This is a genomic window from Dermatophilaceae bacterium Soc4.6 (assembly GCA_039889245.1).
Classification (GTDB): domain Bacteria; phylum Actinomycetota; class Actinomycetes; order Actinomycetales; family Dermatophilaceae; genus Lapillicoccus.
Genome location: JAZGVH010000002.1, coordinates 3,216,705 through 3,231,793, shown reverse-complemented (window position 1 = coordinate 3,231,793; position 15,089 = coordinate 3,216,705). Strand labels below are relative to the sequence as shown.

Annotated in this window: 15 protein-coding genes and 1 tRNA gene; 2 read left to right on the top strand and 14 right to left on the bottom strand. The window is 72.3% G+C overall.

What is annotated here, in order from left to right; translation table 11 throughout:
- Positions 1-81 precede the first annotated feature (81 nt).
- Positions 82-165 (bottom strand) — tRNA-Tyr (locus tag V3N99_15060).
- Positions 166-256: 91 nt separating this feature from the next.
- On the opposite strand from V3N99_15060, the gene V3N99_15055 reads away from it, so the two are divergent.
- Positions 257-757: a YajQ family cyclic di-GMP-binding protein gene (locus tag V3N99_15055; GenBank protein ID MEO3938057.1), complete on the top strand. Its 501-nt coding sequence runs from the start codon at positions 257-259 to the stop codon at positions 755-757.
- A gap of 292 nt (positions 758-1,049) precedes the next feature.
- On the opposite strand, the gene V3N99_15050 is transcribed toward V3N99_15055, so the two are convergent.
- The 4 genes from V3N99_15050 to V3N99_15035 are packed head-to-tail and all read right to left on the bottom strand — an operon-like array spanning position 1,050 to position 4,468.
- Positions 1,050-1,448: a universal stress protein gene (locus V3N99_15050; protein MEO3938056.1), complete on the bottom strand. Its 399-nt coding sequence runs from the start codon at positions 1,446-1,448 to the stop codon at positions 1,050-1,052.
- Positions 1,445-2,329 carry an ATP-binding cassette domain-containing protein gene (locus V3N99_15045; GenBank protein MEO3938055.1) on the bottom strand — a complete coding sequence of 295 codons (885 nt, stop codon included), beginning with the start codon at positions 2,327-2,329 and terminating at the stop codon, positions 1,445-1,447. The genes V3N99_15050 and V3N99_15045 overlap by 4 nt, the downstream gene beginning before the upstream one ends.
- Positions 2,326-3,372, bottom strand: a complete 1,047-nt coding sequence (locus V3N99_15040) for an ABC transporter permease (protein ID MEO3938054.1) — start codon at positions 3,370-3,372, stop codon at positions 2,326-2,328. The genes V3N99_15045 and V3N99_15040 overlap by 4 nt, the downstream gene beginning before the upstream one ends.
- Before the next feature lie 4 nt (positions 3,373-3,376).
- Positions 3,377-4,468, bottom strand: a complete 1,092-nt coding sequence (locus V3N99_15035; protein MEO3938053.1) for a substrate-binding domain-containing protein — start codon at positions 4,466-4,468, stop codon at positions 3,377-3,379.
- Positions 4,469-4,633: 165 nt separating this feature from the next.
- Here V3N99_15035 and V3N99_15030 point away from each other — a divergent pair, with 165 nt between their 5' ends.
- Positions 4,634-5,680: a LacI family DNA-binding transcriptional regulator gene (locus V3N99_15030; GenBank protein MEO3938052.1), complete on the top strand. Its 1,047-nt coding sequence runs from the start codon at positions 4,634-4,636 to the stop codon at positions 5,678-5,680.
- Positions 5,681-5,757: 77 nt separating this feature from the next.
- On the opposite strand, the gene htpX is transcribed toward V3N99_15030, so the two are convergent.
- The 9 genes from htpX to V3N99_14985 all read right to left on the bottom strand — a co-directional run bounded on the left by htpX (position 5,758) and on the right by V3N99_14985 (position 14,783).
- Positions 5,758-6,639 (bottom strand): zinc metalloprotease HtpX, encoded by an 882-nt coding sequence (htpX, locus tag V3N99_15025; protein MEO3938051.1) that lies wholly within the window; start codon positions 6,637-6,639, stop codon positions 5,758-5,760.
- A gap of 105 nt (positions 6,640-6,744) precedes the next feature.
- Positions 6,745-8,211: a proton-conducting transporter membrane subunit gene (locus V3N99_15020; protein ID MEO3938050.1), complete on the bottom strand. Its 1,467-nt coding sequence runs from the start codon at positions 8,209-8,211 to the stop codon at positions 6,745-6,747.
- Positions 8,208-9,761 carry an NADH-quinone oxidoreductase subunit M gene (locus V3N99_15015; GenBank protein MEO3938049.1) on the bottom strand — a complete coding sequence of 518 codons (1,554 nt, stop codon included), beginning with the start codon at positions 9,759-9,761 and terminating at the stop codon, positions 8,208-8,210. Before V3N99_15015 ends, V3N99_15020 begins: the two co-directional genes overlap by 4 nt.
- A complete protein-coding gene (locus V3N99_15010) occupies positions 9,752-11,791 on the bottom strand; it encodes an NADH-quinone oxidoreductase subunit L (protein MEO3938048.1) in 2,040 nt (679 codons plus the stop codon). Before V3N99_15010 ends, V3N99_15015 begins: the two co-directional genes overlap by 10 nt.
- The gene (gene nuoK / locus V3N99_15005; GenBank protein MEO3938047.1) at positions 11,788-12,153 is read right to left on the bottom strand and encodes an NADH-quinone oxidoreductase subunit NuoK; all 366 of its coding nucleotides are present in this window, start codon (positions 12,151-12,153) and stop codon (positions 11,788-11,790) included. Before nuoK ends, V3N99_15010 begins: the two co-directional genes overlap by 4 nt.
- Positions 12,153-12,680 (bottom strand): NADH-quinone oxidoreductase subunit J, encoded by a 528-nt coding sequence (locus V3N99_15000; GenBank protein MEO3938046.1) that lies wholly within the window; start codon positions 12,678-12,680, stop codon positions 12,153-12,155. Before V3N99_15000 ends, nuoK begins: the two co-directional genes overlap by 1 nt.
- Positions 12,677-13,153, bottom strand: coding sequence for a 4Fe-4S binding protein (locus V3N99_14995; protein ID MEO3938045.1), 477 nt, complete (start codon positions 13,151-13,153; stop codon positions 12,677-12,679). Before V3N99_14995 ends, V3N99_15000 begins: the two co-directional genes overlap by 4 nt.
- Before the next feature lie 122 nt (positions 13,154-13,275).
- Positions 13,276-14,241: a complex I subunit 1 family protein gene (locus V3N99_14990; protein MEO3938044.1), complete on the bottom strand. Its 966-nt coding sequence runs from the start codon at positions 14,239-14,241 to the stop codon at positions 13,276-13,278.
- Positions 14,238-14,783, bottom strand: coding sequence for an NADH-quinone oxidoreductase subunit C (locus V3N99_14985; GenBank protein ID MEO3938043.1), 546 nt, complete (start codon positions 14,781-14,783; stop codon positions 14,238-14,240). The genes V3N99_14990 and V3N99_14985 overlap by 4 nt, the downstream gene beginning before the upstream one ends.
- Positions 14,784-15,089 lie beyond the last annotated feature (306 nt).

The following is a 15,089-nucleotide window of genomic DNA, read 5'->3' as shown; positions in this document are numbered from 1 at the left end:
CCCGCGTCGAGGCGGACGCAACGACCCCCCAGCAGACGACCCCCGACCGGCTCTCGCTGGTCGGGGGTCGCACGCGTGCGCTGGTGGCGGGTGAAGGATTCGAACCTACGTAGCTTGCGCGATGGATTTACAGTCCACTCCCATTGGCCGCTCGGGCAACCCGCCTCGGTGCGCGCATGGAAGGATAGCAAGCATCGGGTCCACCGATGAAATCCGTCTCCGCAGCACCGGACCACACCCAGGGAGCACCCTCAGCATGGCCGACTCGTCGTTCGACATCGTCTCCAAGATCGACCACCAGGAGGTCGCGAACGCCGTCAACACGGCGGCCAAGGAGATCTCCACCCGCTACGACTTCAAGAACGTCGGCGCCTCGCTCGACCTCTCGGGCGAGAGCATCATGATCAAGGCCAACTCCGAGGAGCGCGCCCTTGCCGTGCTCGACGTCCTCCAGACCTGGTTGGTCAAGCGCAAGGTCTCGCTCAAGCACCTCGACTACGGCGACGACACCCCCACCCCGAGGATCTCGGGCAAGGAGTACCGGCTGCCGATCGGCCTCAAGGAGGGCATCTCGCAGGAGATCGCCAAGAAGATCGGCAAGCTCATCCGCGACGAGGGACCCAAGGGCGTCAAGTCGCAGATCCAGGGCGACGAGCTCAGGGTCACGAGCAAGTCGCGTGACGACCTGCAGGTCGTGCAGCGCCTCGTGCAGGGCGCTGAGCTCGACACCGCAGTGCAGTTCACCAACTACCGCTGAGGCATCGGGCGTTCACCCCAGGCCGGCGTCCGGCATCGCCGCCGACGAGACCTCGTGGCTGCTCGCCCCCCAACAGACACCACTCCCGCCTCCGGCCCGTTTGGCACATTCATTTGGCATCGCGAGGAAGCCGGTGCGTGTTGGTCGGGCGAATCTGCGCCACCGAGAAGGGCGTTCGGTCGTTCGGGCGCAGCGGACCGCGACCGGTATCTGCATCCGGTACGACGATCGGCGCCGCCCCAGGGGGACGGCGCCGATCGTGTCGTACGAGGCGGAGCGGGAGTGCTGCGAGTCAGGGCGGAGGGGCCTTCACGGCCAGCACCGGGCAGTCGGCGTCGAGGAGCACCTGCTGCGCCGTGCTGCCGGTGAGCAGCTTGCCCACCGGGGAGCGGCGACGGACCCCGATGACGATCAGCTCCGCGCCCACCCGCTCGGCGACGTCGAGGATCGTGTCGGCCGCCGCGGCGCCGTCCATCGGCCGCTGGATCTCGTGCTCGAGACCGGCGGCCGACAGCTGGGCGTCGAGGGCATCGATGTCCTGCTCGGTCGCGAAGCTCGGGTGCGAGAAGTCACCGTGGTGGGACGTGTTGACCACGACGAGCCTGGCCGAGCGCCGACCCGCCTCCTCGATGGCGAGGTCGACCGCAGCCGACCCCTCGGGTGTGGGGACGTAGCCGACGACGACGGTCATGCCTGCGCCCCGGCCGTCCGGCGACCCGCCGCCCTGACCTCGACCTCGTCGGCGGTCATGGCTCCCGTCATGATCGCCACACCCTCCTGCGGGGTGTAGTCCTTCGGGTCGATGACCGCCACCCTCCGGGCCAGCCGCTGGATGTGGATCCGGTCGGCCACCTCCCACACGTGTGGCATGTTGTGGCTGATGAGGATGACCGGCATCCCCTTGTCGCGCAGCCCCTTGATCATGTCGAGGACGGCGTTGCCCTCCTTGACCCCGAGGGCAGCCGTGGGCTCGTCGAGGATGACGACCTTGCTGCCGAAGGCCGCGGCGCGGGCCACGGCGACGGCCTGGCGCTGGCCCCCGGAGAGGGTCTCGACGGCCTGACCCATGTTCTGGATCGTCTGGATGCCGAGGTCCTGCACCGACTGGGAGGCGCGCTCGCGCATGCCCTTCTTGTCGAGCATCCGCAGCACGGACCCGAGCGGACCCGGACGACGCTCCTCGCGGGCGAGGTAGAGGTTGCTCGCGATGTCGAGCGCCGGGATGACGGCCAGCTGCTGGTACACCGTCTCGATACCAGCGTCGCGCGCGTCCTGCGGCTTGCCGAACCTCACCGGGCGACCCTCGAGCGTCAGCTCCCCCGAGTCGAGGGTGTAGGCGCCGGACAGGCACTTGATCAGCGTCGACTTGCCGGCCCCGTTGTCGCCGATGACCCCCAGGACCTCTCCGGGATACAGGTCGATGTCGACGGTGTCGAGCCCCACGACCCGTCCGAACGTCTTGACCAGCGCCCGGCCACGCAGGACGGGCTCCCGCCCGCCCCCCGCAGGGGCCGGGCCCGGAGAGGTCGCGTCCCGAACGGTACCGGCGGACTGCCCTGGCTCGGTGGTCATCCCTTGACCTTCCTGATCCACTGGTCGATGGCGACGGCGACGATGACGAGGATGCCGATCGCGAGCACGCGGTACTGCTGGTCGACTCCCGCCAGGGACAGCCCGAAGGTGAACGCGTAGACGATGAGGGCGCCGAGGAGGGTGCCCGCGACGCCGCCGCGGCCGCCGAACAGGCTGGTCCCGCCGATGACGACCGCCGTGATGCTCTGGAGGTTGCCGTCGGTGATCGCATTGGGGGTCGCCCCACCGGAGCGACCGATGAGGACCCAGGCCGAGATGCCGAAGATGAGGCCGGCGACGGCGTAGACCGAGACCAGCACCCGCTGGCTCGCGATGCCGCTGAGACGGGCCGACTCCGGGTCGTCCCCGACGGCGTAGACGTGGCGACCCCAGGCGGTCTGGCTCAAGGCGAACCCGACGACGAGGTACATGACCAGGACGATGACGACCCCGGTGGTGAGCCGGAAGCCGAGGAAGGTGAAGCCCTTGCCGGCCCAGTTGATGATGTCCGGCAGCCGGTTGTCCTGGATGCTCGACCCACCGGAGTAGAGCAGGGCGAGCGCGGTGAAGATGCTCAGGGTGCCCAGCGTCACGATGAACGGTGGCAGGTTGATCCGGGTCACCAGGAGACCGTTGAGGTATCCGGCCAGGAAGCCGAAGGCGATGCCGATGACGAGGGCCAGGACGCCTGGGACGCCGTTGTTCGCGGCGAGCGAGGCCATGATCATCGTCGAGAGGATGGCGATGGCGCCGACGGAGAGGTCGATACCGGCCGTGAGGATGATGAGGGTCTGGCCGAGGGCCAGGGCCGCGACCACCGCCGTCTGCTGGACCAGCAGGGACAGGGAGTTGGCCAGGAGGAACCTCGGGTTGATGATCGAGAAGACGACGATGGTCAGCACGAGCAGCAGCAGCGGGCTGATCCACGGGTGGCCGTGGAGCAGGTGTTGGAGGCGCTGCAGCGGGCGCTGGGACCGCGTGGAGAGCTCGGCCTGGGCCTGGCTCTGCTTGGGTCCGCCTGCGGCGGTCGTGGTGGCGGTCATGTGATCAGCCCCAGCAGATCTTGGAGCCCTCGGCGCTGGTGATGCTCGTGACGCCGTCGGCCGGCTTGTCGGTTACGAGCGCGACACCGGTGTCGAAGAAGTCGAGGCCGGGCGAGGTGGCCGGCTTGGCGCCACCGCTGGCGATCGTCTTGACCGCGTCGATGCCGAGCTGGGCCATCTTGAGGGGGTACTGCTGGGCGGTGGCGCCGATGATCCCGTCGGTCACCGACTTCACACCGGCACACCCACCGTCGATCGAGACGATCGTCGCGGTCTTGCCCGCAGCCTTGAGGGCGGCGCTGGCACCGACTGCGGTGGGCTCGTTGATCGTGTAGACGAGGTTGATGTTGGGGTTCTTGGTGAGGCAGCGCTCCATGGCGGCACGCCCACCGTCCTCGGCGCCCTGGCCCGCCTCGTTGCACACGATGGTGTACGTGCCGTCCGTGTAGTTCCCGGTCTTGGCTTCGTCGCCGTTCTTGGTCTTGTCCTTGACGTCGATCCCCATGCCGGTGAGGAAGCCCTGGTCACGGTTGTAGTCGACCGAGACGATCTTGTCGCTGAACAGGTCGAGCAGGGCGATGGTCGCCGGCTTGCCGCCCATCTGCTTCTCGGCCCACTGTCCGATCAGCGTGCCGGCCTTGAAGTTGTCGGTCGCGAAGGTGATGTCGACCGTGCTGGCCGGGTCGGGCGGGGTGTCGAGGGCGATGACGAACAGGCCCGCGTCACGAGCCTTCTTGATCGCGGAGTTGACCCCGGTGGACATCGGGGTGATGAGGATGCCCTTGTCGCCCTTGGCGATGGAGTTCTCGATGGCCACGATCTGACCCTGGTCGTCACCCTCCTGCTTGCCGGAGGCGACGGTGAGGTCGATGTTGCCCTCCTTGGCGGCCAGGGCCTTGGCGCCCTTCTGCATGGCGACGAAGAACGGGTTGGACGAGTCCTTGGTGATGAGCGAGACGCCGATCTTGTCGCCGCTGCCACCGCTGGCACCACCGGAGCTGGTGCTGCCGGAGCAGGCAGCCAGGCCGAGGGCCAGGCTGGCGGCAGAGGCGACGACGGCCGCGCGGGTGCGGCGAGGGTTGACATGCAGAGACATTCTTTTCCTCCTCGTAGAGACAACGTTGTCTGGAGACAGTTATAGCCGCATCTTGCGCGTGCGTCAACGCGTATGGCTAAACTGTGACCCGGAGCCAGACAACGATGTCTCAGCCCCGGCAGGGAGGCCCCGCCCCCCGGTGCCGGCACAGGAGAGGGACTGCACGTGGCTGATCAACCGGCGATGCGAGCCACCATGCGGGACGTGGCCGCCCTCGCGGGGGTGAGCCTGAAGACCGTATCGCGCGTGGTCAACGGAGAGACGACCGTCGCTCCCGAGCTGGCCGAGAAGGTCCACCGGGCCGTCCTCCGGCTGGCCTACCGACACAACCTGTCGGCCAGCAACCTGCGGCGCGGAAACAGCCGCACCGGGGTCATCGGCGCCCTGCTGCAGGACGTCAGCAACAGCTTCTCGGGGAGCCTGCTGCGCTCGCTCGAGGACGCCGCACGCTCCCGACACGACGTCGTGCTCACCGCGAGCCTCGACGAGGAGGCCGACCGGGAGCACACCCTCGTAGCCGACCTCGTGAGCCGTCGCGTCGACGGCCTGATCATGATGCCGGCGACGACCGACCAGGCCTATCTCGAGGCGGACGTGCGCGCCGGTCTGCGCGTGGTGTTCGTCGACCGCGAACCCCACGGGCTGGTCGCCGACTGCGTGCTCGTGGACAACGTGCTGGGGGCCGACCTCGGCACCGCCCACCTGATCGAGCACGGCCACCGACAGATCGCCTACCTCGCCGACCTCGACACCATCGAGACGGAAGGCCGCCGCCAGCGGGGCTTCCAGCAGGCCCTGCTCGCGGCCGGGATCGCCATCGACCCGGCCCTGCTCCTCACCGGCCTGCGCTCGAGCGATGCGGCTCAGGCGGCCACCCTCGAGCTCTTCGACGGCACCCACGCCCCGCCGACCGCCCTCTTCTGTGCCCGCAACACGGTGACCATCGGGGCCGCCCGCGCCCTGCGAGAGCTGGGCCTGGCCCACTCGGTCGCCCTCGTGGGCTACGACGACTTCCCGCTCGCCGACCTCGTCGACCCCGCCCTCACGGTCGTGCGCCAGGACGTGACGAGGCTGGGCCAGGAAGCAGCGCGACAGCTCTACGCGCGCATCGACGGCGACCCCTCTCCGGCGCGGCGGCAGGTCCTGCCGCCGACGCTCGTGGTGCGCGGGTCGGGCGAGATCAGACCGCCCGACTCCCGGCTCACGCGGTGAAGCGTAGACGGCCAGTGGATGGAGCATGTCAGTCAGTGTTGCGCCTGGGGCGCCTGACATCAAGGACCCCGGCGCGATCAGCGCCCCTGACGTCCGGCGGCCATCGTCTCGAGGCGGGAGATCCGCTCCGCCATCGGTGGGTGGGTGGAGAAAAGCCGGGAGACGTCCTGCGCCCGGAACGGGTTGGCGATCATCATGTGGCTGGCGTTGACGATCTGCTGCTGGGGCTGCAGCGGGGCCCGGGCCACCCCCGTCTCGAGCTTGCGCAGCGCCGAGGCGAGCGCGAGCGGGTCGCCGGTGAGCGCGGCGCCGTCCTCGTCGGCGTCGTACTCGCGGGTGCGGCTGATCGCCAGCTGGATGACGCTGGCCGCGACCGGGGCGAGCAGCGCCAGCACCAGCAGGGCGAGCGGGTTGGGGCGGTCCTCGTCGTTGGTGCCCCCGAAGCCCCCGAACATCCCGGCGAACATCGCCATCTGGGCCACCGACGTGATGATGCCGGCGACGGCCGCCGCGATCGAGCTGGTGAGGATGTCGCGGTTGTAGACGTGCTGCAGCTCGTGGCCCAGGACCCCGCGCAGCTCGCGCTCGTCGAGCAGCGCCAGGATGCCCTCGGTGCAGCACACTGCGGCGTGCGAGGGGTTGCGCCCGGTGGCGAAGGCGTTGGGGGCCTGGGTGGGTGAGACGTAGAGCGCGGGCATCGGCTTGCCGGCGCGCGTCGAGAGCTCGCGCACGATGCGGTACATCGCCGGCGCCTGCGTCTCGCTCACGGGGTAGGCCTGCATCGCCCTGATGGCGAGCTTGTCACTGTTCCAGTAGCCATAGAGCGTCGTGGCCACGCCGATGAGGGCGAAGAGCCAGATGAAGCGTCCACCGGCGACGAGCGCGCCGAGGCCGAGCAGCAGGGCCCAGATCGCGCCGAAGAGGGCGACGGTCTTGAGTCCGTTGAAATGGCGGTGCATGACCTGGAAACGCCGGGTGCTGTTGGGGCGTTCCCGCACCACGTCGCGTCGGGGGGTCGAGTCAGGCCGAGTCGGGCCGAGTCAGGCCGAGTCGCGTCGAGCCGGTCAGCCCAGCAGGCCGAGCAGCAGCTGCGGCTGCACCGACAGCGCCACGAGCACCCCGCCGGTGACGACGACGGCCACCCGGTGCAGCGGCACCGCCGGGACCGCAGCAGGGGCCTGCGACGCGTCGGGCCGAGCGAGCAGCACGCGGAACCACCGCAGGTAGACCGCGACCCCGAGCACGGCGTTGAGCGCGGCGACCACGGCGATGACCCACCAGCCCTCGGCGATGACGGGTCGCAGGGCCACGACCTTGGCCACGACCCCGACGATGCCGGGCGGCAGCCCGGCCAGCGTGGTCAGTGCCAGCGCGAGCACACCCCCCAGGAGCGGGTGACGACGCACCAGCCCGTCGTACGCCGTGAGGCGGTAGCCCGAGCGCCCGCCCGAGCCGCGCACCACGACCGCCACGACGCTGAACGCGGCGAGCGTGCTCACGACGTAGGTCAGCAGGTAGGACGCCGACGCGCGCACCCCCAGCGCCGAGACGCTCACCAGGGGGACGACCACCCAGCCGGCCTGCGCGACCGTCGACCAGGCCAGCAGCCGCACCACGTCGTCCTGGCGCAGGGCGACGAGGTTGCCGAGGGTCATGCTCGCGACCGCGACCACCGCCGTCGTGACGAGCGCGGCCTTGCCGAGCGACGAGAGGGCGGTGACCACGACGAGCAGGGCGCCGAGGGCCGCGATCTTGGAGACACCGGCGAGGAAGACGGCGATCGGCAGGGGTGCGCCGGCGTAGGTCGTGGGGGTCCAGGCGTGGAAGGGCACGAGCGAGAGCTTGAAGCCGATGCCGGCCAGCACGAGGACGACGGCGAGGGCCAGCAGCCCCTTCTGCGGGGTGCCGCTCACCCCGAGCACGGCGTCGGCCGTCAGGCGCGGGGTGCCGGTCGCGGCGTACCAGCAGGCGGCGGCGAGGGCGAGGACGGCGAACGAGACGAGCGAGGTCGTGAGCAGCTGCACCGCGCCGGCGAGGGCGCGGCGGGTGCCGGGCAGGGCGGCGAGGGCGATGACCGGCAGCGTCGCGAGCTCGAGGGTCACGAGCCACGAGCCGAGGTCGCGCGCGCCGACGACCCCGACGGCGCCGGCGGTCGCGGCGAGCAGCAGGGACACGGTGACGGGGGTGCGGTCGTGCTCGTCCTTGGGCTCGAGCGGAGCGGCGAGCAGCAGGGTGACGGCGGCAGCCAGGAGCGCGGCGAGCTGGAGCCCCGCCCCCACCCCGGTGACGGCGTAGAAGCAGGTGCGTGCCTGCTCGCCCGTGCCGGGCAGGCAGAGGCTGGCGCGGGTGTCTCCGACCGGTGGCCGCAGGGTGAGCACCGTCGCCGCGGCCGCGAGGACGAGGCTGATGCCGGCGACGACGTAGTGCCCGAGCACGACGCGCGGCATCGCGATGTCGACGACGAGCACGATGACGGCTCCGAGCACGGGGGCGAGCACCGGCAGCAGCAGCCCCCAGTCGACGGTGGTCACCGGCCACCTCCCCCGACGCCGGCGACGCCGGCCTCGCCGACCGTCGTGCGGGCGTCGTCGGCCGTCGCAGCCATGAGCGGCCGCGGGAGCACGCCACCCGCGACGGTCGCGGCGACCAGCAGCGCGACGACCGCCCACTCCCGGCCCCTCGCGTCGCGGGCTGGCCCGACCTGCGGGGGGGTGACCCAGCGCTCGCCGCTCCCGCCGACCCAGACCAGGCGCAGGACGCGCAGGGCGTAGGCCGCGGCGAGCCCGAGGCCGAGCAGCGCGACCACGACGGCGGCGCGGAAGACCCCGACGGGGCGGTCGCCGGCCGGCTGCCACGCGGCATACAGGGCGAGGAGCTCACCCCAGAAGCCGATCAGGCCGGGCAGCCCGAGGGCGGCGGCGAAGCCGACCACGAGCGACCAGCCGAGGCGCGGCGAGACGTCGCGCAGGGCGGCGCGGGCGACCTGGAGGTCGGCGCTGCCCCAGCGCTCCTTGAGGCCGCCGACGACGAGGAAGAGCAGGGCCGAGACGACGCCGTGGGCGATGTTGCCGAAGAGCGCCGCCTGCAGCCCGGTCCACGTGCCGGAGGCGAGGCCGAGGGCGACGAAGCCCATGTGGGCGACCGACGAGTAGGCCACGAGGCGCTTGAGGTCGCGCTCGACGAGACAGGCCAGCCCGCCCCAGACGGTGGCGACCGCGCCGACGAGCGCGAGGTAGGGAGAGACCGCGGTGAAGCCGTCGGGCACGACCGGGATGACGACCCGCACGATGCCGTAGGTGCCCATCTTGAGCAGGACGGCGGCCAGCAGCACCGAGCCGGCCGTCGGAGCGACGGTGTGGGCTGGCGGCAGCCAGCTGTGCGCCGGCCAGAGCGGGATCTTGATGCCCAGTCCCCCGACGAGCAGCACCGCGGCTGCGACCTGCGTGGCGTGGTCGAGACCCGCGCCGCGGGCGGTGGCGAGGGCGACGAGGTCGGAGGTGCCCGTGCGGGTGACGACCAGCAGGATGCCGAGCAGCATGAGGGTGGAGCCGAGCACGGTGAAGAGCACGAAGCGGCCCGCGGCGTCGGCGCGCGCCTGCTCGGCGGCGTGCTGGTCGCCGAAGCGGCCGATGAGCACCCACATCGGCACGAGCACGACCTCGAAGGCGACGAAGAAGACGATGGCGTCGCGGGCCAGGAAGGTCGCGAGGGCCCCGGTCTCGACGAGCAGGATGCAGGCGTAGAAGGTGGCTGCGGAGCGCTCCCCGGGCACGTCGCGCGCCGGCTCGCGGCCGCGCGAGTGCACGACGACCACGACGGTGAGCGCGGCGGTGAGCAGCAGCAGCGGCACGCTGATGCCGTCGACGGCCAGGTGCCAGCGCACCCCGAGGGTGGGCACCCAGCGCAGGTCGACCCCGGGGCGGGCGACGGCCGCGACGACGGTCAGCACGAGGGTCACCGCGCTGCCGGCGAGGGCGACCGCGTGGGTGGACCCGCGTCGCTCGGCACGGTCGGTGCGGGCCACGGCGAGCAGCACGACCCCCGTGAGGGCTGGCACCAGCAGCAGGAGGGTCAGGACCACAGGGTCACCCCCGCGACGGCGACGACGACGACGCCGACGAGCACGGCGACCAGCCCCGCCGAGGGCGAGCCCCGGTGGCCGCCGTCCGCGGTGCGTCCGGCAGCGTTCACGCTGCGGGCCACGAGCGCTGGGTAGGCGTCGAGGGTCACCCGGTCGACCGTGGCGACCACGGTCGCGAGGCCGACGACGCCGCGGGCCACGGCGACGTAGGCCACGTCGACGCCGAAGCCGTTCTGGGCGCGCGCCCGCAGCCGCTCCGGGACGAGGTCGGCCGCATCGGCGCCGGCGGGCGAGCGGGTCCACACGAGGTAGGCCGCGCCCGCGACGAGGAGCACGGACAGGGCGGCCGACAGCCAGCCCAGGTGCAGGCCTCCCGGCAGCAGGAGCAGGCCGAGACCGCCGAGGGCGGTGAGCACGGCGAGGGTGGCCACGACCAGGGCGGCGGCGAGGCTGACCGGGCGGGCCTCGTGCCCGCCCGTCGGGGCCTCGTCGCCCGCGGCTGCGGCCGGCTCGGCGTCCTCGCTCTGTCCGTCGGCGCCATCGACTGCCTCGGCGGCCTCGGCGGCCTCGGCGGCGGCCAGGCTCGGCTCGGTCGTCAGCAGCAGCCAGGCCCGCATGGAGTAGGCGGCGGTGAGCGCCACCGTGAGCAGGAGCGCGAGCAGCAGGAACCACGCCGACCAGCCGTTGCCGAGCGACTCCTCGACGACGGTGACGACGCCGTCCTTGCTGAAGAAGCCGACCAGCGGCGGGACGCCGGCGAGCGAGGCGAGGCCGATGCCGAGGGCCCAGGTGAGGGCCCCCCGCCCGCGGGCCCGCCCGCGGAGCGCCGCGACGGCGGTGCCGCCCGCGAGCACCGAGAGCCAGCCGACCGCGAGGAAGAGCAGCGACTTGAAGAGGGCGTGCCCGACCAGGTGGCTGAGGCCGGCGGAGGCGGATGCCGCCAGCTCGCCGGGCTGCGGGGACGGCAGGTAGTCGGCGTAGCGGAGCGAGGGATCCGGGTCGGACGTGACCGCGAGCGCCGCGAGCATGATCGCGATCTGGCTGAGCGTCGAGTAGGCCAGCATCCGCTTGAGGTCGGCCTGCACGCAGGCCAGCAGCGCGGCCCAGACCATGGTGACGGCGGCGAGCACGGCGAGGACGGCGCGGGCGGTGGGGTCGGCGGCATACAGGGGCTCGAGGCGGGCGAGCACGACGGTGCCGGCGGCAACCATGGTGGCGGCGTGGATGAGGGCCGACGCGGGTGTCGGGCCCTCCATGGCGTCGGGGAGCCAGTCGTGGAAGGGGACGAGGCCCGACTTGCCGGCGACGCCGACGAGCAGCGCGACCAGGGCCAGGGTGGACGCCTGCCCACCCCCGGAGGTCTCGCCAGTGAGCGGCGCGTAGGCGAACCAGCCGTAGCCCGAGCGCTGGGCCAGCACGTCGGCGATGCGGGTCGAGCCCGCGCCGTGGGCGAGCACGACGATGCCGAGCACGAAGCCGAGGTCGGCCACGCGGGTGACCAGGAAGGCCTTGAGGGCGGCGCGGCGGGCCGACTCCCGGGCGCTGACGTGGCCGATGAGCAGGTAGGAGCACCAGCCCATCACCTCCCAGCCGACGAGGGTGAGCACGAGGTCGCCGGAGTGCACCACCAGCAGCATGCCGGCGAGGAAGAGCGAGACCTCGGCGGCGAAGACGGGGTAGCGCTCGTCGTCGGCGAGGTACCACACCGAGAAGAGCTGCACGGCGAGCCCGACGACGGTGACGGCGAGCGCGACCACGGCAGAGGGCCGGTCGAGCAGCAGGTGCAGGGGGACGACGAGGTCACCGGCCGGCAGCGGGCCGATGGTCGAGATCTCGAGGGGGCCGCCGTCGGGGCCGACCGCGCCGCCCGACCCGACGAGGTCGACGAGGGCGAGCGCCACGCCGACCGCCGCAGCACCGACGGCGAGCCCCGCCGCGGCGACCCGGTGGGGTCGGATCAGGCCGAGCAGGATGCCGAGCAGGGCAGCGAGGGCAGGCAGGAGGACGACGAGCCGGACGACGACGCTCACGCAGACCCTCCGGGGGTCGCGACGTGCTCGGAGAGCTCGGAGGGCTCGTCGCCCTCGTCGTCGCCGGTGAACGGCACCCGGGTCACGTCGATGTGCCCGGTCACGCGGAACATCGCGAGCACGATGGCGAGGGCCACGCAGATCTCGGCTGCCGCGATGGTGATGACGAAGAGGGCCAGGCTCTGCCCGGTCTGCAGGGGTGAGGAGTCGGCGGCGCCGAGGGCGACGAGCAGCAGGTTGGCGGCGTTGAGCACGAGCTCGACGCCGATGAGCACGAGCACGGCGTTGCGGCGGGCGAGGATGCCGTAGACGCCGGTGCCGGCGAGGACCGCGGCGAGGGCCATCGGGAGCCACAGGTGCATCACCGGTTACCCCCCGGCGCGGCGGGGGTGGCGCCGGTGGCCCGCACGACGGCGAAGGCACCGACGAGCGCGACCAGCAGCAGCAGCGAGAGCAGCTCGAAGGGCCAGACCCACGTGCCGAAGAGGGCGGTCGCGACGGCGCGGGTGTCGCCGGAGACGGGGGTGATCGCGTCCTGGCCGACCAGCGGGACGAGCATCGCCGCGAGCAGGGCGGTGGTCGTCGCGCCGAGCACGGCGGCCAGGATCCGCTGCAGGAGTGGGGTGCCCAGCTCGTCACTACGACCGATGGGGGCACGGGTGAGCATCAGGGCGAAGAGCACGAGCACCACGACCGCGCCGACGTAGATCAGCAGCTGCACCAGCGCGACGAGCTCGGCTCCGAGCACGACGTAGCACCCGGCGAGGGTGCCGAGGCAGACGACGAGCCACAGGGCGGCGTGGACGACGTGCCGGGTGGTGACACTGAGCAGGGCGCTGACGGCGGCGATCACGCCCACGAGGGCGAAGACGAGGTCGCGGCTCGTCACGGCTTGGCCCGGGGCTCGCGCGAGCTGCGCGGCGGCTTGGTGGCCGTGGCGACCTCGGTGGCCTCGGCGGCCCCGGGGTCGAGGGCGGGCGGCATCGGCACCGTCTGCATCCACTCCCCCAGCCGGTCCTTCTCGTGGAGCAGGTCGCGGATGTCGGTCTCGGCGTACTCGAACTCCGGGCTCCAGTGCAGGGCGTCGAAGGGGCAGACCTCGATGCAGATGCCGCAGTACATGCAGAGCGAGAAGTCGATGGCGAAGCGGTCGAGCACGTTGCGCTGCCGGTCGCGCCCGCCCTCGGTCGTCGCGGGGATCGTCTCCTTGTGCGAGTCGATGTAGATGCACCAGTCGGGGCACTCGCGCGCACAGAGCATGCACGAGGTGCAGTTCTCCTCGGTGAGCGCGATGACCCCGCGCGAGCGCGGCGGCAGCGCCGGCGCGACGTCGGGGTACTCCGCCGTGTGGCTCGGCGTCATCAGCGCCTTGGCGGTGGTCGCCAGCCCCTTCAGCAGACCCGGTACGGCGCCGCGCGGACCGCTGCTGCTGTCGGCGTCGCTCGGCTGCCGGGTGGGCGGCTCGGGCTGGGCGGGATTCTCGGTCACTGTCTCATCACCACGACTACCCCGGTGAGCGCGACCTGGGCGATACCGGCGGGCACGAGCCACACCCACGCCAGGCGCTGGAGCTGGTCCTCGCGCAGCCGGGGCCACGAGACGCGGAACCAGATGATGACGACGGCGACGAGCAGGCCCTTGAGCAGGGTCCACACGACGCCGAGCGGCTCGACCTGACCGACGAGCAGGCCGCGCCAGCCGCCGAGGAAGAGCACGGTGAAGAACAGCGACATGACGACGATGCCGGCGTACTCCGCGAGCAGGAAGAAGGCGAACCGCAGCCCGGTGTACTCCGTCACGGCTCCGAAGACGACCTCGGAGTCGGCGAGCGGCATGTCGAAGGGTGGGCGCTGCAGCTCGGCCAGGGCGGCGACGAGGAAGACGACAGCGCCGGGCAGCTGCCAGATCAGCCACCACGGGCTCCACTCGGCCACGATGCCCGGCAGCGACAGGGTGCCGGCCGCGAGCGCGACCGAGGCAACGCTCAGCACGAGCGGCAGCTCGTAGCTGAGCAGCTGGGCCGCGGAGCGCATGGCGCCGAGCAGGGAGTACTTGTTGGCGCTGGCCCACCCGGCCATGAGCGTGCCGAGGATGCCGACGCCGGCGACCGCGACGACGAAGAGGGCGCCCGCGTCGACCGAGGCACCGACGACGCCCGGCCCGAGCGGGATGACGCTGATCGCGACGAGGTAGGGGATCAGCGCGACAGCCGGTGCGGCGCGGAAGACCCACGTATCGGCCGCGACCGGGGTGATGTCCTCCTTCTGCACGAACTTGACCCCGTCGGCGACGAGCTGGGCCCATCCGTGGAAGCCCCCGGCATACATCGGGCCGAGGCGGCCCTGCATGTGGGCCATGACCTTGTGCTCGGTCTGGCCGACCAGCAGCGGCAGCACGAGGAAGCCGAGCAGGGTGACGACCGCGCGTACGACGACCTCGAGAGCACTCATCGCGGACCCCAGTCGGGGCCGGGCACACCGGGCGCCGTCACGCGTCTGCGGCCGGGAGCGCGGGTGCCTTCGTGGCCCTCGCCGGGCTCCTTGGCGCCGGGCCAGGGCTTGCTGGCCCGGGCCGCGAGCACGAAGGACTTGAGCAGCGGGTGGCCGACGAAGCCGTCGGGCAGCAGCAAGGGGCGCAGGCCGAGCCCTGTGCCGTCGTCGAAGCCGTCGACCTCGATGCCGAACATCTCGTGCGTCTCGCGCTCGTGCCACGCGGCGCCGCGGAAGATGCCGGTGAGGCTGGGCAGGGACTGGTCGAGCGGCAGGCGCGTGCGCACGAGGTGCCCGCGCAGCGCTCCGGGGGTGCTCACGTCGAGCAGGTGCGTGACCACGTCGAGCCCCGGGGCGTCGTCGCGATCGGTCTCGTCGACGGCGGTCAGCCAGTCGAAGAAGGTGTAGCCCGCGCCGCGCAGCTCGGCCGCTGCCGCGACCCACTCCCCCACGGCGACGTCGAGGCAGGGCTCAGCCACGGGGGTCGCCGGCTCCTGCGTCATGCCCGCCCCTCGGGGTCGGTCGGCGTCTCGGAACGCACGTCACCGGAGCCGAGGTCGAAGATGTCGTCGGCCAGCGTCCGCCCCGGGTCGGCCGGCGGGGGGCGACGACGCAAGAAGCGCCGGGGGGCCGGGTCGGCTGGCGTGCGGGGTGCTCCCTGCGGCGGCGCCGTGGGCGTCGGGGGTCCGGTCTCCGGCGACACCGGCGTCTGGGGTGCTGCCTCCGGCGGCGCAGGCGTGGCGCTCACCGGCACCCCGGTGACCGGTCGCGGGGTGAGCGCGTCGCCGCGCCCGGGCAGCCGGCCGGCC